This window comes from Catenulispora rubra (assembly GCF_015356825.1).
Classification (GTDB): Bacteria; Actinomycetota; Actinomycetes; order Streptomycetales; family Catenulisporaceae; genus Catenulispora; species Catenulispora rubra.
The window spans coordinates 31,048-48,895 of record NZ_JAACYW010000059.1; the positions used below are offsets into that span (position 1 = coordinate 31,048).

A 17,848-nucleotide genomic window follows, 5' to 3' on the forward strand; every position below is an offset into this window, starting at 1 on the left:
GGAGACTGGCGTATCCGATCAAGTCGCTCCAGCGCGACCAAGCTGGCGCGAGCGCGTGTGATCGGACCGATGTCCGCGGTCTGGGCAGCAGTGGATTCGGCCATAGTGCGGCCTCCGTGTGGTGCGGGCCGGCGGCGAGCCGGGGGCTGTGCTGTGCGGGCGGCTCAGATCGCGTAGAAGGCCAGGGAGGCTTCGAACTCGGAATCGTCTGTCTGGTGCGAGCGGTACGGGCCGTCTTCCTGGCTCGGCGAGACGCCCGGCATCGCCAGCAGCAGGGCGAGCCAGGTTCGGATCTCATTGGCTGGCAGGACGGCGCCGAAGCCGGGGCGCCAGACTGTGGGCAGGCGCTTGTCGTTACTGCGATGAAGGGCCAGCAGGGACCAGCCGTCTTCCTCGTTCCAGCGCAGGTCCACCTGCTCGGCGTTGGTGAAGGTGTGGTGCCAGGGCTCGTCGAAGTCGTCGTCGGGCGGAAGCAGCGTCATCGTCGCTGTGCGCACGGCGCCGGCGTTGAAGGTCGCATCGCCCACTTGGATGTCCTCCAGGAGCAGTGCGACCCGCACCGCCTCGATGTACGCCTCGTGGTCTGCCCTGCCGGTACGGAGTTCGGTGGTGGTCATGGGAGTTCTCGCTTTCGGTTTCGTGTGTCAGTCGGTGGCGACAGGCTGGGAGCTGAAGGTGTGATCGAAGGCGAGGTCCACGTCGTCGGCGCGGAACCACAGCGCGTCTTCGTCGTCGTCCTCGCGTGGCGCGAAGGCCCACCAGGATCCGTCGTAGAAGGTGAAGGCGGCGATGCTCTCGTGGTGCGGGTGGGCCAGGCCGGCGTCGGTCAAGGCGCGCATCTGCGCCGCGGTGATGATGTTGAGTTCCGGCATGGTGATCACTCCTTGCTCGGTTGGGGTCGGCCGTAGGAGCTGCGGAACGCCGACCAAGGGATCCGCGTCCGCCCACCCGCGGATTCGCTCAGGACTGAGGTCTGTGTCCGGGTTCGTGTGGCCCGCACGGCAGCCACCGGCCCACCAGATGGAGACGTGCCCGAGGAAGGCGACAAAGGCCTGATGCCAGTAGACGGCAGACTGACCGGCGCCCTCGGGACCGTATGCTTCCGCCCGCCATGCACGCAGCGCCCAGAGCTCTTCGATCAGTTCGGGATGCCATGGCCAGCAGTCGGGAAGCCGGTCTTCGAGCACCAGGCGGTAGCGGCCGACGAGCCACGCAGTCCAGGTGCGCAGCTCCTCCCAGGCCAGCGTGTACTCCGGCTCGGTCATCGCGTGCCACTCAGTCAGGGGCGCGTGAGCACCATTTGCTCCGGGCGGACCCACGCCAGGTCCCGCGGCGTCCGACCCGCCTCGCGGTTTGCGACTGAGGCGGCTGGCGGTCTGCCGAGGCCTGCCACGGATCCGGCGGCCGGCGCTCGGGGCTACTGAAGGCGGTGCAGCATAGCGCTCGTCGAACCCGCTCACGGGATCCGCTCCTTCATCGCGGTCACGGAGAGGCCAGCGAGTGTGGCGTATGCGTCCTTCTCCGCCTGGGCATACAGCGCCGCGTCGGGGCCCTCGTAGTGGCGGGTCATCCGGATCTTCACCGCTGGAGTGGTGGCGTGGATGACGAGCGCCTCCCGCTCGGCGGAACTGAGCGTGCGGATGTCCTCGGCCGTCATGGTCTTGTGCTGCTGGATCGACGTCCCGGTCGTGATCGAGCCGTCGTCCGAACGCTGGTAGGTGGTCATGTGCCGGTCGTACTCGCCGACCAGATTCTCCGAGAGGTCACGCAATTCGTTGCCGGACAGACCGCCGAGGATGAGCTTGACGGTGGCGGCTCCCCAGAGCATCGCTGCCTGCTCTGGACCCCAGCGGGCTTCAGCCTGGGCACGGGACTGGAGGATGGCGGCGATGAAGATTCCGGAGCCGCCGGCGAACGACATCAAGTCGGGCAACGACGGGAGCGGGACAACGTTGGCGATCTCGTCGAGGAACAGACCGAGCGGCGGGTCAAGTCGCCCGCCGGGCATCGTGTCCGCGATGCGCTTCGCGGTCTCGATCAGCTCGTCGACGAACACTGCGATCAGCGGAGCCAGAGCGCTGGCCTGCTTCCTTTCGACCAGAAGGTAGACGGTCCCCTGCGAGCGCAGGAAGGACTCCAGGTCGAAGCCCTCGGACTCGGTCTCCGGGCAGAACGTGGCCTGCGCGGTCGGCGAGAGCAACGGAGCGAGCGCGGTCTGCACCGTGGTCCACAAGCCGGACTTGGTCTCCGGCGGCGTCCGGTAAAGGCCATCCAGCAGCTGAGCGCTGCCGGGTGCCGCACCCGGGTGATCGCGTAGGAGCTTGACCGGGGTGTCGTCCCGGTCGTTGAGCGACCACGTGAGCACGTCGAGCATCGAGCGGCTGGCGAGCGCCGCAGCGTGCAGCCACAGGGTGAGCAGGTTGGTGGCGTTGGCGCCGAAGTACCCGGCGTTCGACGAGTCCTGCTGCTCGCTGCGCCCGACGGTGACCATCACCTCGGCGCGCTGACGAGCTTTGTCCAGGTTCTTACAGCCGGAAGTAGGCGACCACCGGACTATGGAGGGCCACAACGTCATCCCGGTCGGAGCCATGACCGCGACCGGTCCTCGTCGGCCCCGCAACGCCGCGGTGGCCAGCAGCACGTCCATCCGCATCGAAGTCACCAGCGCGGGGCCGGGCCAGCTGTGCACCCAGGGGATCACCACCTGCGAGGACTTGCCCTGCCGGGGAGCAGCGATCACAACGACGGAGTCCTCGGTGGAGACCGCCAGCTTCACCTTCTCCGGGATGGAGTGGCCGAGCGGCAGCCCGACGTCGGCCAGCCCGAACGGTGTCTTCCTCAGGCTCGGGCGTACCACCGGCCCGCGCTTGGTGACCGCCGATGCAGCCAGGTGGACCGTGAGGTCCCTGCGCGTTGCGAATCCGTCGTCGCGTCGTCTGAACCTCACCCACACGCGAGCGCCGACGACAGTCAGCCCGGCGCCGGCGGCGAACAGGAGAAGGCCGGCGCAGTAGAAGAGCACAGGTCCCGGAAGGATCGCAGCCGCGTCAGCCGGCCAAGCCGTACGCGGGTCACGCAGGTGCTCGGCCAGGTGCAGCACGATCGACAGACTCCGCGCAGGCGGGACGCGGGGCGCGACGCCGTGCGCCAACAACCCGGCCGCCTCGCCCCACAGCCAGGTTCCGGCTCCAGCGACCATGCAGAGTCCGACGGCGAGCACGATGACGAAGTCCTTGGCGTCATGCACCAGGTACCGGGCCGGAGAAGGGCCAGCGGAACGCGTAGCCATCACGAACCAGCCTCCTTCCGTCTAGGCGGACATCCGCTGGTTGGTGTAGAACCACTCGCGCTCAAGCGGTGTCAGCTCCAGACGAACCGCGGCCGAGTGATGCCGACCGACCTTCCACAGGGCGTGGCCGATGTGCGCCGCGCCCCAGGAGGCGATGTGCGAGCATTCGGGGCCGGTGAGCCCGATGGCGTCGCGGGTCATGGCGAGCGGAGCAACGTCCTGGGCCAGGCACACACGCACGTCACAGCTGGCGATGAGGTTCGCCGCGATAGCCGCTTCCGGGCTGCCGGCGGCGCCGACGGTCTCGAAGTCAGCCAGCCTGTGCGTGGCGAGGACCTGGATCGTGCCGGTGGCGCGGGACAGACGCAGGTCGCCGTCGAGCTTGCGCACCATCGCGGGAATCCGCATCGCGCGCCACAGCTCGTCGCGCACGACCAGGCGCACCGGGCCCGCCGGATCGTCGATCGCGGACTGGCCCCAGGACGAGACGCACGCGAGGGTCATCGCGATCGTCTCGTCTCCACGACCGTCGAGGCGGGAGAGATCGACGGTCTGGATCGGTGCGGTGAAGTCGAGGGCGACGGTGGTCGGTCCGTCGAACAGGCCCGAGAGCGAGCCGTGGACCATCGCGCGGAGCGCATCAGCGACCGGCCGGACCATGTCGCGGAGTTCTTCGGCGTCCCCACCGCGTACCCGTAGGTCGCGCGCCATCTCGTCGGTGGGGTCTCGGAGCACTGCCCAGACCAGCGGCAAGGTCGGATCGATCAGTGTGGTGGCTCCGTCGGCCTGGCCTGTCGCCTCGTGGATGGCCAGGGAGATGGCGGCCTCCTCCGTCGGGGTGAGCGGGCGGCCGAGCTTCGTCGACAGCAGTGCGTTGAGCAGCGTGAGCCGTCGACGGTGAATCTCGGCCAGGCGCTCCTCCAACTCGACGGGATCGCTGGGCAGGTCTTCACCCAGTGGGCCGGCGTCGAGGGGGTTGAGCCGGGCGGGGAGTCCTGGACCAAGCTGCACAGGCTCCACGCCGAGCCCGTGCGCGAGTTCCTTGTACTCGTTCTTCAGGTCGCCGAGGACGAGCGTCTTGACGCCGTAGGACATCAGCCGCAGAGACAGGGCCTTGATGTATGCCGACTTCCCTGCCCCGGGTATGCCGGTGAACAGCACGTTGGGGTTGGTGATCAGTCCGTGGTTGAGCCAGGCGATCGGATGGCAGGAGAAGGCCGCGCCGGTGAGCAGGTTCGTGCCGACGTAGGGTCCGACCGCAGGAACGCCTCCGCCGTAGAGAAACGGGTAGAGCCCGGCGAGCTGCGCGGTCGCGGCTCGATAGACCCGAGGCTGAGGAGCGAGGACAGCACGGCCGGAGTACGGCCGGTTGATCCCGCGCCGCGGAGCCCTGCCCGGAGAACTTCGCGTGTCCGGCCCGTCTCCGACGGGAGCCGCAGCAGGAGGAGCGGCGGGGACGAGCGGTCGAAGCTCGGTGATGGCGACGGCGGGAAGACTCGTAGCCGCGGCGGGCTGACGGCGCCTGGTCACTGCGGTGCGCATCGCGGTCACCACCGCTTCGCCGGCAGGCCGAGACCGACGGGGAGGGTCATGGCGAAGCCGGTGTCCTGCGCGCCATACATCCGCCGCAGCTCGATCCCGATGAGAGCGGCGCCAGCTTCTGCCTGCGCGCAAGCGTCCGGCAGCTCGCTCGGGTCGTCGACCGTCACCGTGAGGTAGCCGGTGAAGCGGCACAGGCCGGACCCGTGCGCGTGCTCGGCGTCCTGCGCCGCGGCCCGGTCGAGTGCCACCTGCTCGGAGGCGGAGACGGCCTGACCGGTACGGGCGCGCAGCCTGATGCCGACCTCGCGCTTCGTGCGCTCGACCATCACCGCCTTCTGCGCGGCCCGCGGCCCGAGCGGCTCGATGACGAACGAGAACGAGCGCCTGTGGGTCGCGTCGGCCAGGAGCGACGCCAGCGCGGTCGCGTAGACGGGGGAAATCGGCCAGGCGTGGATCGAGTAGGTCACCGAGACCGCGCCGTCGTGTCGGTACGACGACCACGAGTTCTCCGCCGCCACCGGGCCCGCGGCCGCCGGGTCGAGGCCAGCCGGGACAACGGCCATGCCCCCGTGGCCGATCTGCTCGTCTGCCTCTGCGCGGCGCTGGTCGAGCAGGGCCACCGCGTGTGGGTCGAAACCGGTGCGAATGGCTTCTGAGAGCTCCGCTGTGTCCAGCCAACGCGGGATCGTAATGCCCGCGCCAGCGAGCTGAGGATTCAGTGCCCGTGCTTGCTGCCCGAGGACCCGGAAGGCACCCTTGTCGCCGCCGCCTGCCGCACGTATCGCAGTCAAGGCGCGTCTGGCGTCAAGGGAGATCGCCAGCCACATCTGGCGTCGGCACGTGGCCGGAGTCGCGGCGAGCAGCGTCTCGTTCGCCATGACCGAAGCGAGCGGAGCGGCGGGATCGAGGTGGGCGGTGTGCCAGGAACGCAGTGCTCCCCCGGTCTCCGGGACGGTGCGCGAGACGAACTGGAGCCGGGTGATCGGCTGTTCCTCGGTGCACAGCGAGGCAAGCACTTCGCCCCAAGCCTGGACCATCGCCTCGGCCCGATCCGTATCGAGCAGACCCAACCCGCCCGGGTCGACCAAGGCCACCGCCGTATACGTACATGCGTGCGGGTGATGCAGAACCGCGATCTCCTTGCCCACGCCGTCTTGAGCCGCGAGGATCCGCAGGGGCGCGAGCACACCTGGCAGGTCCAAGCGGGCAGGCTCGAGACCGTGCTCTGGGGCGAAGGCACCGGACAAGAATTCGGTCTTGTGGCGGAGCCTCAGAAGGCTGAATGAGGCCACGGTAGTCACCCATTCGTCGAGCGTGCGGCCCGCCACGTGCACGTAGGCGCATCCGGCGAGCAGGACGGCGAGCGGCCAGAACACGATGGCGCCGGCGAGGTTGCCCGAGGCGAGTGGTTGCAGGCCGAAGAAGACGGCAGCTCCGACGAGGGCGGCGCGGCGGCCAGAGAGCCCGAGTAGGAAGTGCACCTTCTCGTGCTGCCAGCCGACGTAGGTTCGGGCAGGAACACGTGAGTCCATATCGATCACGCCTTTCCGTTGTTCGTGGCCTTGCTGGTCGGCGCCCCGGTTGCAGAGTCCGATGCTTCGCCAGTGGAGCCGCTTGAACGAGAAGAGATGGCGCCGCGTGGCATGCGGACGGAGCCGTACATCGGGTATCCAGCGGGGTACGCCGAGGGATTGGCGCCCTCCAGCCCTGCGTAGCCGGCCTGCTGCTCCATTCGCGAGGCCACCGCGTTGATCGTCTTGTGCAGCGCTTGCACCGCAGCGACCGCGACTCCTGCGGGCCCGGAGGCCGCACCGATTCCCGCGCGACCGACCGCGCCAGCCCCAGCGCCCCGTGCGGCGTTGGCCGACATGGCCTGCCGCTCGGAGAACTGACCGAACGCAGCCGGATCGACGCCCGGCCCACCACCGGCTGTGCGGTTGGCGACCGCCCCGACCACCGCGCCCGCACCCATCGCGCCGCCCATCGTGACCGAGGTGAAGGTAAACAGACGCGCGATGGCGGGCCAGGCGAATACAGCCATGAAGAGCACCGCCATCCCAGAGATCACCCCGGTGATGCCGGTCGCGTTTCCAGAGGTGTCGAGGCCGATAGCGAAAACAAGTGCGATGACCGGCTTGACCATGGCCAGCTGGGTGCCGGCCTTGACGAGCTTGCGCCACCACTCCGTGGTCGAGGAACCGATCTGGCCTGCCGCACCGATCGGCGCGGTTGCCACGAGGACACAGAACGCGGCATTGCGCAGCACGAGTTCGAGCCACAACACCAGCACGACGCCGATACCGATCAGGCCGAACAGCAGCAGCAACACCGACGGAATCGCAGGCCCCGTAGGCGCAGTGAGCGCAAGCAAACTGGTCAGCCGCTGAGTGGCCCCCGTCATGTCGGTGCCGGTGGCCGACACGATCCACTTCGCCAGGTCGTCGGAGGCCGCCATGATCTGAGCGGAGACGGCGAGGGTGAGCAGCGAGGCCAGCACCGCTTTCGGCAGCCCGATCAGTGCCTGGGCGAGCGGCGCGCCCGAGCGGGTCCACACCACAGAACCCGCCTGCAGGATCACCAGGCACGTCGCGACGATCATCCCGAGCGTCAGGCTGATCGCATACACGCCGTGGATGGAGCCGAGATCTGGATCGGGCATCGAGGCGAACACGCCCCCGAACCACTTCAGCATCGAGGTGAAAGCGTCGGCGAAGGAGTGGCAGATCGAGTCCCACGCCGAGCTGGCGACATCACCGACTGCGGATTCAGCTCCGGAGGCGACGGCGCCGGCCGCCTTGCCCGGCAGCGCAGCAACATCGGTCAGACACTGGCCGATGTCTCCATCCAGACATCCGGGGCCCGACCCAGGCGGTTCGAAGACCGCTCCCGCGGCCATCACGACGCACCGCCGGCGGCGGGGACGAGGGCGAGCCAGCCGTGGCTCACAGCGGCTTGGGTGTCCGGAGCGGCAGCCAGTGCGGAGTAGTCCTGGCCGGTACGGCCAATGGTCCCGATCTTCCAGTCCCCCGCGATCCACCGCATCTGAACTGGGAATACGCCGGTAGTCTGGCCAGTCCCGCCTCGCTGGTTGACGAACGTACTGTCGGTGAGCAGGAGCACCAGGACGTTGTCCGCTGCGACGTTCCGCAGCTGGTACATCTGTGCTGTGGTCTGGAACGTCACCGGCGGAACCAGCGGTCCCGCAGAAGGCAGCTGCAAATCGGACCGCAGCTTGGTGATGCTCGAAGCGAGGTTCCTTGGCAGGTCCGTGTTGGCCGGGTCGCCGGCGGCGCGCATCACCGCCGCCGCGTAGTCCGGATCGAGCGTGGACGCCGCCGAGTCGACGTACTCCGACGCCGCGCTGACCGCGCCGACGACCGTGTGCGGAAAGCCGACCTCGACGCCGTCGACCACACGCGCGCCGTGAACCACGGAAACCGCGCCCGATGGGACTGTGACAGAAGGCTGGTTCGTCGAGGGGACCGCGTGCGTCGGTCTGGCGTGTCCGCGATGGACGACGAGCGGAACCGTGACGACCCCGATGACCAGCAGGACACCGACGGCGAAGGCTCCCGGGAAATGGCGCTTTGCGCCGATAGGGTTACGCATTGTGACTCCTGGTGGTGGCGATACGCCTGTGATCGGGTGCGGGCCTAGGAGCCCAAGCCGTACGAAGCGGTGACCAGCGTGACCGCCAGCGCGACCACGACCGCGCCGATGACGGAGCTGAACAGCGTGACCTTCCCGCGCTCGGCCATCTCAGCCCTCCGCGACGTGTTGCCGAGAGCGATCATGCAACCGCCGGTGACAGCAGCCCCTGCACAGCAGGTCAGAGCACCCCATTTGAGCCACGAGAACAAGGTGCCGATCGCGCCCGATCCCACCGGCGCCGCCGGCGGCGGGTCGGGGATCACGCCGGCGGCGTGACTGAGCAACTGACCGACGGCTTGCTGAATGGAAATCCCGATCATGACTTTCACCTGCTCCTTAGGTGGTTGGCGAGGCCAAGCGCCTCGCGATCCGGCCGGCGCATCTCGAAGGGCCTTCTGATGCGGGGCCAACTGTTCATCTCTGCGAACAGCATGAAACCACCATAAGCTGTGCTATATCGGACCCGTCAACCGGAGCGAACGAGGTAAGCTGAAATGACCCAGCAGTGTTCACCTGAGCGGACAGCATTCGGGCAGCCGGCCCGCCGAGAAGGGACAGTCGATGAGCAAGCAGGCCAAGGGAGCGGGCGAGGAGCCGGCGACGCCTGCTGCGACCGACAAACCGACTCCACCCGACGAGCAGCCGCCGCAGCACAGCACGGCCGACCCGGGCGTCATCGCCGAGCGGCTGCAGTACCTGTTCGAGAACAAGCGCAAGCCCGACGGCAAGAAGTACTCCTACCGGGAGGCCATCCGGGCGATCGAGGCCACCGGCGGAGCTTCGATCTCGGTCGGTTACCTGTCACAGCTGGTCAACGGGGTCAGAACGAACCCGATGATGGACGCGATCCAGGGTCTTGCGAAGTTCTTCGGGGTGCCGTTGTCGTACTTCGACGAGCACGAGGACACCGAGGAGACGAACGAGCAGCTCAAGCTGGTCGCCGCACTCCAGCACGCCGGAGTCCAGGACGTGGCCATGCGCACGGTCGGCCTGCCGCCGGAGAGCGTCAAGCTGGTCTTGAGCATGATCGACCGCGTACGCGAGGTCGAAGGACTGCCTCCGGCCGAATCGCCCTCGAACACGGACGAGTAAGGCTCAATTGCAGGTCCGCTCCACTGCGCGAACTCGCGCTGTCGCCGGCCCCGGGTGACCTGCGGTGAACCGGGACCAGTCGCGCCGCGAGTGCTCCGCGCTGGTCGCCGACCTAGACCTGCCCGTCCCGTTCGACCTTGAGGACTTCTGTCTGCGCCTTGGCCGACACATCGGCCGAAGCCTCGTTCTGATGTCGCACTCGATGGTGATCGGCGGGCTCTGCGGCGCCTGGATGAGAACGGCCAAAGCCGACTACGTCTTCTATGAAGAGGACACCTCGCTGCTGCACCAACAGCACATCGTCTTCCACGAGATCGGGCACATCCTGCGTGCCCACGTGCCCGGCAAGGAGCTCGGCACCGACCTGGCGCGGACCATCGCGGCCGGCGCAAAGGTCAGCGATGTCTTCCGCGTACTCGGCCGCGACTCCTACGCCGAGGACGACGAGTTCGAGGCCGAGCTCATCGCGACCCTGATCCTGCGCCGAATCGGTCGCCAACCGCTTCGGGAAGTACCACGCGCCACGGATCCCAACGCTGATGAGGTCATCGCACGCATCACGACCTCCCTCTCGCGAGGTGAACGATGAACACGACCTTGTACCCGCTGGTCGCGCTGTTCGCCTGGACGGTCGTGCTGTCCAGTCTCAAACGCTTCCCTGCCATCCTCAAGGAGCCGGCACGCCTCGCGGCCTGGTTCCTCTATCTGTCCTTCGCGCTGATCTTCACCGCCGGTTGGTCGACGATCTGGAACCGCACCGATGGCTGGACCGGCCTGCCCGAGTCGAACACGCTCATCACGATGTGCCTGGTCGTGTGTTACAGCGCCAGCCAGCTCGCACTGCTTCAGCTGTGGTCGTACACCCCGGATCGGGCGCGGCGCCGCGTCAAAGTCACGGTCTCGATCGTCGCTGTGGTGCTCACCGCGATGATCGCGCTGTTCGTGCACAGCGACTCCACGCACCATCTCCAGCAGTCGTTCAAGGACTGGTACGGCGGGTCAATCGAGTACGACACCTACCTCTTCATCTACCTGACGACGTACACGACCGCCGAGGTCGAGGTCATCCGCCTGTGCCGCCGGTACTCGAAGGTGATGAGCCGCAGCTGGCTCCGCACCGGTTTGATCACCGCGAGCGTCGGTGCGGCGATCGGGCTGTTCTACAGCATTACGCGGTTCGCAGACATCGCTGCGGCTCTCACCGACGTGGACATCTCGCTCTGGGAGAACGTCGCCGAAGTCGGTGCCGGACTCGGCGCGCTCCTCGTCATGATCGGCCTGACCCTGCACTGGTGGGGACCGCGCATCTCCGCACTCGCCCAACGGTCTCGGCGCCTGACCGCCTACATCCGGTTGCGCCCGCTGTGGGCAGGCTTCTACGCGCTGGACTCCTCCATCGCCTTCGATGACCCGCGAGGCCCTGGTTCCGGGAGCGTCTGGGGCAGAATGCGCACCGCAACACGCGTGCTCGGCGATGTGGAGTACCACGTTGCGCGACGCGTCGTGGAGATCCGCGATGGGATCCTCACGCTCCGGCCATACCAGGACCCCGCATACGCCGAGCGCGTTCACACACTTTTCGCCGGCCGCGGTCTCGTGGGCGACAACTTGGACGCCGCGGTCACCGCCGAACAGATCCATGCCGCGCTCGACGCCCGTGAAGCCGCAACCCACGGCGACCGCCCCGCGTCACCCACTGCCGGAAACTCCCCCGCCGACCTCGACGCCGAGCTGAAGTGGCTTCTGAAGGTCACCAAGCACTTCACCAAGCGGTCGGCGATGCCTGACGAGCTCGTCGACACCGACCTGACCCCCACCGGAGGTATCGCGTGAGCATCGACCTGCCCTTCACCGAGCCGATCGAAATGGCGCCGCATCTGTCCGGCTGCCCGTACGACGCGTACGCACAACTGCGGGAGGCCGGCGGCGCCCACCAGGCAGTCAAGCCCAGCGGCGGGGCAGTCTGGGTGATCAGCCGCTACGCCGACGTCAAGGCGCTGCTCTCCGACCCGCGCATGTCCATCGAGACGCGCAACTCCCGCCACGGCTACCAGGGCTTCGGCCTGCCGCCGGCGCTCGACGAGCACCTGATGAACGTCGATGACGAGGCACACGCGAGGCTTCGTCGCCTGGTTTCCTCTGCTTTCACCCCGCGCCGCGTCGAGGCGCAGCGCGAGCACGTCCAGGCGGCCGTCGCCCGGCTGATCGACGCGATCGCCCCGAATGGCCGCGCCGACCTCGTCGACGCGCTCGCCGTCCCGACGCCCGTGGTCGTCATCTGCGACCTGCTCGGGATCCCGGAGTCAGACGGCGCCGCGTTCCAGGCCTACACCCGATCGCTGATGACGCCGAACGATCCGAATCGGCCCTCCACCCGCGAACTCGTCACCGGTATGCACAAGTGCCTGGTCGATCTGATCGAGCGCAAGCGCGCCGAGCCGGCCGACGACCTACTCACCGCGATGATCGCCGCACGCGACGGCGACGACCGGCTGAGCGAGAACGAGCTGATGTCGCTGGCGTTCCTCATTCTGTGGGCCGGCTTCGAGACCACGGTGCACCTGATCTCCAACAGCATCGCGACCGTGCTCACCGAACCACGGCTAGCGGATCTCGTCCGTGCGGAAACCGATCCGCACACACCCCACATGGCCGCACTCGTCGAGGAACTGCTGCGCCGCGACGGACCCATGCTCACCGCCATCCGGCGTTTCCCCCTCGAAGACCTGAAGATCGGCGAGCGAATCGTCCCCGCCGGCGAGACCGTCCTGCTCGCGATCGGCTCAGCCAACCGCGACCCGCAGTACATCACCAACCCCGACGACATCGACCTCGACCGGACCGCCAACGGACACCTCGGCTTCGGCCACGGACCGCACTACTGCCTCGGCGCCCCGCTCGCACGCATGGAAGTACGCACCGCCTTGTGGACCGCGATCCACCGACTGCCGAATCTCGCGCTCGCCATCCCTGAGAGCGAGCTGCCCTGGAAGCCAGACCACCGCCAGCACGCCGTCACCGCGCTGCCCGTCACCTTCACGGCACAGCCCGCCTGATGAGGAGAGCACAATGTCCGTCAAGCCCTCCATAATCGCCGCGATATCCGCGCCCCTGCTCGCCGTCGCCGCAGTCGCCGCCGTAGCAGGGGCCATCATCACCACACCCGACTCGACTACGAACTCCATATGCACAGCCGGCTTCCGCGAGGACTCGGCCCGCACCGGAAACCTGAGCGGTGCACAACTGGCGAACGCCCAGATCATCGCCCAGGTAGGCCTCAACATGGGCGTCCCGACCCCCGGCGAGGCGATCGCCATAGCCACCGCACTCCAAGAATCTAGCCTCCAGAACCTCAACTACGGAGACCGAGACAGCCTGGGGCTGTTCCAGCAACGCCCGTCCCAAGGCTGGGGCAGCCCCGCACAGATCCTCACCCCGACATATGCCGCCCAGCAGTTCTACAGCAGACTGCTCCAAGTCCCAGGCTGGCGCTCAATGTCCACCACCGACGCCGCCCAAGCCGTCCAGCGCAGCAGCTTCCCCGACGCCTACGCGAAATGGGAGGACGAGGCCCAGGCCCTCGCCGCCGCCTTCACCGGCGGCCGAAACTGCACGCCGGAGGATTCGAGCGACATCGCCGTCGCCACGGCGGCCGCCAACGCCGCCGGCTACCACATCCCGGCTGGCGTCCCCGCGCCCATAGTCGCAGCCATCAGCTTCGCCCTGGCGCAAGTCGGCAAGCCGTACATCTGGGGTGGAACCGGCCCCGACGGCTGGGACTGCTCTGGCCTGATGATGATGGCCTACCGCTCCGCAGGCATCGCGATCCCGCGCGGCAGCATCGCACAGTCCACCGTCGGCTCACCGGTCTACGACACCAACCAACTGCGGCCCGGCGACCTGCTGTTCGTCCCGGGATCGGACGGAACCGTCACGGCGCCAGGACACGTCGGTATGTACCTGGGCCAAGGGATCTTGGTGGAGGCACCGCACAGCGGGCTGACAGTCCAGTTGAGCTCATTGCAGGGTTATTGGAAGGACAATCTCGTCTCGATCCGCCGTGAGATTTAATGGCCTCTATTGCATCGAATGCAACGGAGGTGACCGACAAGCGGCAGGCTGACTTGGCTGGGGCGGCTCATCTGGATCCGGCTCCGCGGTCTTCGAAGCGATGCTGTCCGGGTGGGAACGGCAGCAACTGTCGCGGTTTCTGCGAGAGACGACGATCGGGCCGTGGCTGGGTCTGATCCGAAGGCTCTTCGAGTTCACCGGGCAGTACCCGTTGCAGTGGACGCCTGGGGAAGTTGAGGCGTTCACGGCTTCGTTGCGGTCGGGGGTCACGCCGAAGGCGTTCTCCACGGTGCGCGGGTATCAGATCACGTTGCGGAAGTTCCGCCGAAGCCTGGATGCCTAGAGGCCCTGTCTGTGTGATCGCGGCGTAGGTCAGCCCGCAGCCGCGCTGTCGGCGCTAACTGGTCTTGTCGAGGGCCCGGACCACGCCGACGCTTTCGTGGCGGACCGGATCGCCGACGGCGCCGACCACCTCAAGATCTTCATCGAGGACGGCACCGTGGCCAGCCGGCCCATGCCCACCATGTCCGAGGAAACGGTGGTCGCGCTGGTGGCCGCGGCACACGCCCGCGGCTTGCGCACCGCGGCTCACACCTGGACCCGGAACGCGACGCGGCAGGCCATCGCCTGCGGCGTCGACATCCTGGCCCACCCGCCGTCGGACGTCCCCTGCGACCAGGACCTGATCGAGGCCGCGGCCGCCGCGGGCAGCATCGTGGTGGCCACGCTGACCCCCCTGGCCGGGATGAGCCCGCATGCCCCGGAGTTCGAGCTGGCCCAGGACCCCAGGCTTCGGCCCTACGCCGATCCGGAATGGCTGGCGAGCCTGGACCGGATCCGCGCGATCGAACCCGGCCGCCGGATGGGGCCACTGGCGGTCCACACCTCCCACGCCGCCGACGCGTCCGTGCGGATGTTCCGGCTCGGGGTCCCGATCCTGGCCGGAACGGACGGCACCGGCGGGGACCACCCGACCACGCACGGCATCAGCTACCACGGCGAACTGGGCCTGCTGGTCGAAGCCGGCCTCACCCCGGCCGAGGCCCTGACCGCGGCGACAGCAGCCCCCGCGGACGCGTTCGGCCTGCACGACCGGGGCCGCATCGCCCCGGGACTGCGCGCCGACCTGCTGCTCGTCGACGGCGATCCCGTCAACGACATCACCGCGCTGCGCGGCATCACCACGATCTGGCGCGGCGGCGTCCCCGTCGACCGGTCCGCCCGGATACCCACACAGGAGTTGGTCTGATCATGAACGCCTCCGGCACCCCCGCCCACGCGGGCATCCACCACATCAAGCTGCCGGTCACCGACCTGGAACGCAGCACCCAGTGGTACCGCGACGTCCTCGGCGCCCGCCGACTCACCGACCTGGACCACCGCCGGCCCGACGGCACCCTGTTCGCAGTGATCCTCGACATCCCCGGAATCGCCGGACGCGTCGAACTGCGTCTGGACCCGGCGACCGCAGCCGCGCTGCGGGGCTACGACCTCCTCACCTTGACCGTCGAAGACCGACCCGCACTGGACGCCTGGATCGCTCACCTGGACGCCCGCGGCACCACCCACTCACCGCCGATCGTGGCGTTGGTGGGCTGGCTGCTGGTGGTCCCCGACCCCGACGGCCTGCGCCTGCGGTTCTACACCAAGCAGCCCCACGGCCTCGGCGAATCAGCCGTCGAATTCGACTCCCCCTGGCTCGGCACCGGCCCCATCACACCGGAGGCGACCGCCCAGCAGGACACCACCGTCTGCGCCGTCGCCACGCTCAAGGCCCTCCCCGGCCACGCAGACGAAGTACGAGACCTGATGCAGTCGGTGGCACAAGCCACCCGCCAAGAGGACGGCTGCCTCACCTACCTGATCCACCAGGCGAAGGACGAGCCGAACACGCTCGTGGTCTACGAGCAGTGGGCCAGCCCGGCCGCCATGGCCGCCCACCACAAGACCGCGCACATGCACGCGTTCAAGGAAGCCGCCGGATCCATCGTCGACTGGCCCCCGCAGGCACAACTACTCACGCCCGCCAACTGACCGAGCTACCCGCGCACCACCAACGACTCGTGCGTCCAGATACCCGACCGCCGTGTGCTGATCACAGGCGACCTGCTGTTCAACAGCGGCACGCCGTTTTGCGCTGATGGGCTCGATCACCGGCGCGATCAGCGTGTTGCAGGACGGATCGCGCCGTTTGCGCCCGGGCCATCGTTGGTCGGAAACCTGCGCCGTGCCCTGGCCAACGACCCGAACAACCAGGTGCGCAGCGCGGTCCGGGCCGCGCTGAAGAAGGTACCCGAACAATGAGCCCCGACGATCCCCACGTGCCGCTCAGCACCTACCGACAGCAGCCCCTCGACCTCGTGGCTCGGACGGCTCCCGCTGGATCTGGCTCATATTCCGGATGCTGTTGGTGATCTACGAGGTCTGGCGTTTTGTGGCGGTGACGTGTCTGATCCCGGGTTTGGTGCTTGGCTGGTAGTGCTGGGGCCGGTGCGAAGGGCCATGACTATATCTGCTGGGCGTGGGTTGGGGCGGCGGATTCCGGCGGAGACGGTACGGGCTGCGCGGGCGAGTAACCCGAAGGGCACGCCGGCGATGTGGATCCGGGATCGGCTGGACGGGCTGTTCACCGACGAAGACTTCGTGGACTGGTTCCCGGTCGATGGTCGTCCTGGGCTATCACCTGCGGTGTTGGCTTTGGTGTCGGTGCTGAAGTTCGCGGAGAACCTCACCGACCGGCAGGCGGCCTTTGCCGTGTCGTGCCGTATCGACTGGAAATACTGCCTGGGTATGTCGCTAGGTGCTCAGGGATTCGACTACTCGGTCCTGTCGGAGTTCCGGGATCGGTTGGCCGAAGGCGATCGTGCCGATCAGTTGCTGGCCTTTATGGTGGAGCGGCTGGTCGAAGCCGGGTTGTTGAAGACCCGTGGTCGGGTACGGACAGACTCTACGCACGTGCTGGCCGCAGTACGGACGCTGAACCGCCCTGAGCCGGTGGCCGAGACCCTGCGCGCGCGGCGCTGGAGGAGCTGGCTGTGGCCGCGGAGGCGTTCCTGCGCGGTGTGATCGACGCCGATTGGGGGCGGCGCTATGGGCGCCCGGTCCGCTACGACCGGCTACCGAAGGACAAAACCGAGTTGGCCGCGTTCGTGCTGCAGGTCGGCGCTGACGGTATGGCGGTCCTGGATGCGGTTCACGGCGACGATGCCCCACCGCAGCTTCGTAACCTCCCAGCCGTGCAGGTGCTGCGCAGAGTATGGATGCAGCAGTACTGGATCGATGATCAGGGGACCTTGGCCTGGCGGGGTCCGAAGGACACCAAGGAGAGGCTGTCGCGGCGAACCATGCCGCGCCGGGATGCCGGCCGGGCAGATGCCCAAGGCCGGCCGGATCCGGCAACCGCGCGGGTTCCCTGGGCCAGCGCGGAGATCGTCACGCCGCACGATCAGGAAGCCCGCTACTGCCAAAAGCTCACCGCATCCGGCCAGAAGTCGTGGATCGACTACCGCGACCACCAGAGGCGAGACGTGCGACGGCATCGGCGCGAACGTCATCGTGCGAGTGGTGACCACCCCCGCGCCGGTCCAGGACATCGATGCCCTAGACCGGATCCACGACGGCTTGACTCTGTCCGGGCTGCGTCCAACGGAGCACTTCGTCGACGCCAGCCACACAACCCCGACTGCGATCCGCGACGCCGCCGAGCACTACGCCATCGCACTAGTCGGGCCAGTCCGAGTCGATCCACAGACGGCCAAGCACCCAGGCTTCACCAAAGCCGACTTCACCATCGGCTGGGACACCCAGACCGTGACCTGCCCCAACGGTGTCGTCAGCCCACCGTGGAAGTCCACCAGCAGCGACGGACACCCAGCCATATCCGTACCGTTCCCGCGAGCGGACTGCCGCGCCTGCGCCGACCGGCTGGCCTGCCACGGCAACGCCGACGGCAAGGGCCGTCATCTGACCCTGCTGTCCCACCCTCTCCAGCAGATCCAGACCCGCACCCGCGCCGAGCAGGAAACCCCCGGGGAGGATGGACCGCTTCGCGATCCGAGCTGGCTGCGAGGCCACCGTCTCAGAAACCGTCCACGCCCACGGCCTGCGGCACTGCCGCTACCGAGGACTCGCCAAGACACACGTCCAACACGTCCTCACCGCCGCCGACACCAACATCATCCGCCTGTTCGCCTACGACCCACC

At 68.0% G+C, this 17,848-nt stretch carries 20 protein-coding genes and 1 pseudogene; 12 read left to right on the top strand and 9 right to left on the bottom strand.

Annotation, left to right across the window (positions count from 1 at the left end):
- Window positions 1-164: 164 nt before the first annotated feature.
- The 8 genes from GWK61_RS18720 to GWK61_RS18755 form a co-directional block, all read right to left on the bottom strand.
- Window positions 165-617 (bottom strand): hypothetical protein, encoded by a 453-nt coding sequence (locus GWK61_RS18720; protein WP_194909726.1) that lies wholly within the window; start codon window positions 615-617, stop codon window positions 165-167.
- 27 nt (window positions 618-644) lie between these two features.
- Entirely contained in the window at window positions 645-1,265 is a 621-nt protein-coding gene (locus GWK61_RS18725; protein ID WP_194909727.1) for a hypothetical protein, read from the bottom strand.
- A 191-nt stretch (window positions 1,266-1,456) separates the two neighbouring features.
- The gene (locus GWK61_RS18730) at window positions 1,457-3,289 is read right to left on the bottom strand and encodes a type IV secretory system conjugative DNA transfer family protein (RefSeq protein WP_194909732.1); all 1,833 of its coding nucleotides are present in this window, start codon (window positions 3,287-3,289) and stop codon (window positions 1,457-1,459) included.
- A gap of 21 nt (window positions 3,290-3,310) precedes the next feature.
- Window positions 3,311-4,831 carry a putative type IV secretion/conjugal transfer ATPase gene (locus GWK61_RS18735; protein WP_194909734.1) on the bottom strand — a complete coding sequence of 507 codons (1,521 nt, stop codon included), beginning with the start codon at window positions 4,829-4,831 and terminating at the stop codon, window positions 3,311-3,313.
- Between the two features lie 5 nt (window positions 4,832-4,836).
- Window positions 4,837-6,363: an SCO6880 family protein gene (locus tag GWK61_RS18740; RefSeq protein ID WP_194909765.1), complete on the bottom strand. Its 1,527-nt coding sequence runs from the start codon at window positions 6,361-6,363 to the stop codon at window positions 4,837-4,839.
- A 5-nt stretch (window positions 6,364-6,368) separates the two neighbouring features.
- Window positions 6,369-7,727: a hypothetical protein gene (locus tag GWK61_RS18745; protein WP_194909736.1), complete on the bottom strand. Its 1,359-nt coding sequence runs from the start codon at window positions 7,725-7,727 to the stop codon at window positions 6,369-6,371.
- Window positions 7,727-8,440, bottom strand: a complete 714-nt coding sequence (locus tag GWK61_RS18750) for a DUF8175 domain-containg protein (RefSeq protein WP_194909739.1) — start codon at window positions 8,438-8,440, stop codon at window positions 7,727-7,729. The genes GWK61_RS18745 and GWK61_RS18750 overlap by 1 nt, the downstream gene beginning before the upstream one ends.
- A gap of 44 nt (window positions 8,441-8,484) precedes the next feature.
- Complete coding sequence (locus GWK61_RS18755) at window positions 8,485-8,802, bottom strand: hypothetical protein (RefSeq protein WP_194909741.1); 318 nt, start codon at window positions 8,800-8,802, stop codon at window positions 8,485-8,487.
- 241 nt (window positions 8,803-9,043) lie between these two features.
- On the opposite strand from GWK61_RS18755, the gene GWK61_RS18760 reads away from it, so the two are divergent.
- The 10 genes from GWK61_RS18760 (at window position 9,044) to GWK61_RS18805 (ending at window position 16,711) form a co-directional block, all read left to right on the top strand.
- A complete protein-coding gene (locus tag GWK61_RS18760) occupies window positions 9,044-9,574 on the top strand; it encodes a helix-turn-helix domain-containing protein (RefSeq protein ID WP_194909744.1) in 531 nt (176 codons plus the stop codon).
- 64 nt (window positions 9,575-9,638) lie between these two features.
- Window positions 9,639-10,163 carry a hypothetical protein gene (locus GWK61_RS18765; protein WP_194909745.1) on the top strand — a complete coding sequence of 175 codons (525 nt, stop codon included), beginning with the start codon at window positions 9,639-9,641 and terminating at the stop codon, window positions 10,161-10,163.
- Window positions 10,160-11,407, top strand: a complete 1,248-nt coding sequence (locus tag GWK61_RS18770) for an MAB_1171c family putative transporter (RefSeq protein ID WP_194909747.1) — start codon at window positions 10,160-10,162, stop codon at window positions 11,405-11,407. Before GWK61_RS18765 ends, GWK61_RS18770 begins: the two co-directional genes overlap by 4 nt.
- Window positions 11,404-12,630, top strand: a complete 1,227-nt coding sequence (locus GWK61_RS18775) for a cytochrome P450 family protein (protein WP_323747632.1) — start codon at window positions 11,404-11,406, stop codon at window positions 12,628-12,630. Before GWK61_RS18770 ends, GWK61_RS18775 begins: the two co-directional genes overlap by 4 nt.
- Window positions 12,631-12,643: 13 nt before the next feature.
- Window positions 12,644-13,645 carry a C40 family peptidase gene (locus GWK61_RS18780; RefSeq protein ID WP_194909749.1) on the top strand — a complete coding sequence of 334 codons (1,002 nt, stop codon included), beginning with the start codon at window positions 12,644-12,646 and terminating at the stop codon, window positions 13,643-13,645.
- A 100-nt stretch (window positions 13,646-13,745) separates the two neighbouring features.
- Window positions 13,746-13,988, top strand: coding sequence for a hypothetical protein (locus GWK61_RS18785; RefSeq protein ID WP_194909750.1), 243 nt, complete (start codon window positions 13,746-13,748; stop codon window positions 13,986-13,988).
- 45 nt (window positions 13,989-14,033) lie between these two features.
- Window positions 14,034-14,894 (top strand): amidohydrolase family protein, encoded by an 861-nt coding sequence (locus tag GWK61_RS18790; RefSeq protein ID WP_228562538.1) that lies wholly within the window; start codon window positions 14,034-14,036, stop codon window positions 14,892-14,894.
- Window positions 14,895-14,896: 2 nt separating this feature from the next.
- On the top strand, window positions 14,897-15,679 hold the full coding sequence (locus tag GWK61_RS18795; RefSeq protein WP_194909753.1) for an antibiotic biosynthesis monooxygenase: 783 nt from the start codon (window positions 14,897-14,899) through the stop codon (window positions 15,677-15,679).
- A gap of 54 nt (window positions 15,680-15,733) precedes the next feature.
- Window positions 15,734-15,949, top strand: a complete 216-nt coding sequence (locus GWK61_RS18800) for a hypothetical protein (protein ID WP_194909755.1) — start codon at window positions 15,734-15,736, stop codon at window positions 15,947-15,949.
- A gap of 291 nt (window positions 15,950-16,240) precedes the next feature.
- Complete coding sequence (locus GWK61_RS18805; protein ID WP_194909757.1) at window positions 16,241-16,711, top strand: transposase; 471 nt, start codon at window positions 16,241-16,243, stop codon at window positions 16,709-16,711.
- Window positions 16,712-16,761: 50 nt separating this feature from the next.
- On the opposite strand, the gene GWK61_RS18810 is transcribed toward GWK61_RS18805, so the two are convergent.
- The gene (locus GWK61_RS18810; RefSeq protein ID WP_194909759.1) at window positions 16,762-17,199 is read right to left on the bottom strand and encodes a hypothetical protein; all 438 of its coding nucleotides are present in this window, start codon (window positions 17,197-17,199) and stop codon (window positions 16,762-16,764) included.
- A gap of 256 nt (window positions 17,200-17,455) precedes the next feature.
- Between GWK61_RS18810 and GWK61_RS60810 the strand changes: the two are divergent.
- Window positions 17,456-17,614, top strand: a pseudogene (locus GWK61_RS60810) (transposase); the annotation flags it as partial.
- Window positions 17,615-17,681: 67 nt separating this feature from the next.
- Window positions 17,682-17,848: transposase (locus GWK61_RS60815; protein WP_369125592.1), on the top strand; the 167-nt coding region annotated here is incomplete at its 3' end.

Coding starts and splice junctions, on each gene's coding strand:
- GWK61_RS18810 (WP_194909759.1), bottom strand. CDS start 17,199: ATGACGTTCGCGCCGATGCCGTCGCACGTCTCGCCTCTGGTGGTCGCG.
- GWK61_RS18740 (WP_194909765.1), bottom strand. CDS start 6,363: ATGGACTCACGTGTTCCTGCCCGAACCTACGTCGGCTGGCAGCACGAG.
- GWK61_RS18730 (WP_194909732.1), bottom strand. CDS start 3,289: ATGGCTACGCGTTCCGCTGGCCCTTCTCCGGCCCGGTACCTGGTGCAT.
- GWK61_RS18785 (WP_194909750.1), top strand. CDS start 13,746: ATGCTGTCCGGGTGGGAACGGCAGCAACTGTCGCGGTTTCTGCGAGAG.
- GWK61_RS18755 (WP_194909741.1), bottom strand. CDS start 8,802: ATGATCGGGATTTCCATTCAGCAAGCCGTCGGTCAGTTGCTCAGTCAC.
- GWK61_RS18745 (WP_194909736.1), bottom strand. CDS start 7,727: ATGGCCGCGGGAGCGGTCTTCGAACCGCCTGGGTCGGGCCCCGGATGT.
- GWK61_RS18795 (WP_194909753.1), top strand. CDS start 14,897: ATGAACGCCTCCGGCACCCCCGCCCACGCGGGCATCCACCACATCAAG.
- GWK61_RS18760 (WP_194909744.1), top strand. CDS start 9,044: ATGAGCAAGCAGGCCAAGGGAGCGGGCGAGGAGCCGGCGACGCCTGCT.
- GWK61_RS18805 (WP_194909757.1), top strand. CDS start 16,241: ATGTGGATCCGGGATCGGCTGGACGGGCTGTTCACCGACGAAGACTTC.
- GWK61_RS18780 (WP_194909749.1), top strand. CDS start 12,644: ATGTCCGTCAAGCCCTCCATAATCGCCGCGATATCCGCGCCCCTGCTC.
- GWK61_RS18720 (WP_194909726.1), bottom strand. CDS start 617: ATGACCACCACCGAACTCCGTACCGGCAGGGCAGACCACGAGGCGTAC.
- GWK61_RS18770 (WP_194909747.1), top strand. CDS start 10,160: ATGAACACGACCTTGTACCCGCTGGTCGCGCTGTTCGCCTGGACGGTC.
- GWK61_RS18735 (WP_194909734.1), bottom strand. CDS start 4,831: ATGCGCACCGCAGTGACCAGGCGCCGTCAGCCCGCCGCGGCTACGAGT.
- GWK61_RS18750 (WP_194909739.1), bottom strand. CDS start 8,440: ATGCGTAACCCTATCGGCGCAAAGCGCCATTTCCCGGGAGCCTTCGCC.
- GWK61_RS18725 (WP_194909727.1), bottom strand. CDS start 1,265: ATGACCGAGCCGGAGTACACGCTGGCCTGGGAGGAGCTGCGCACCTGG.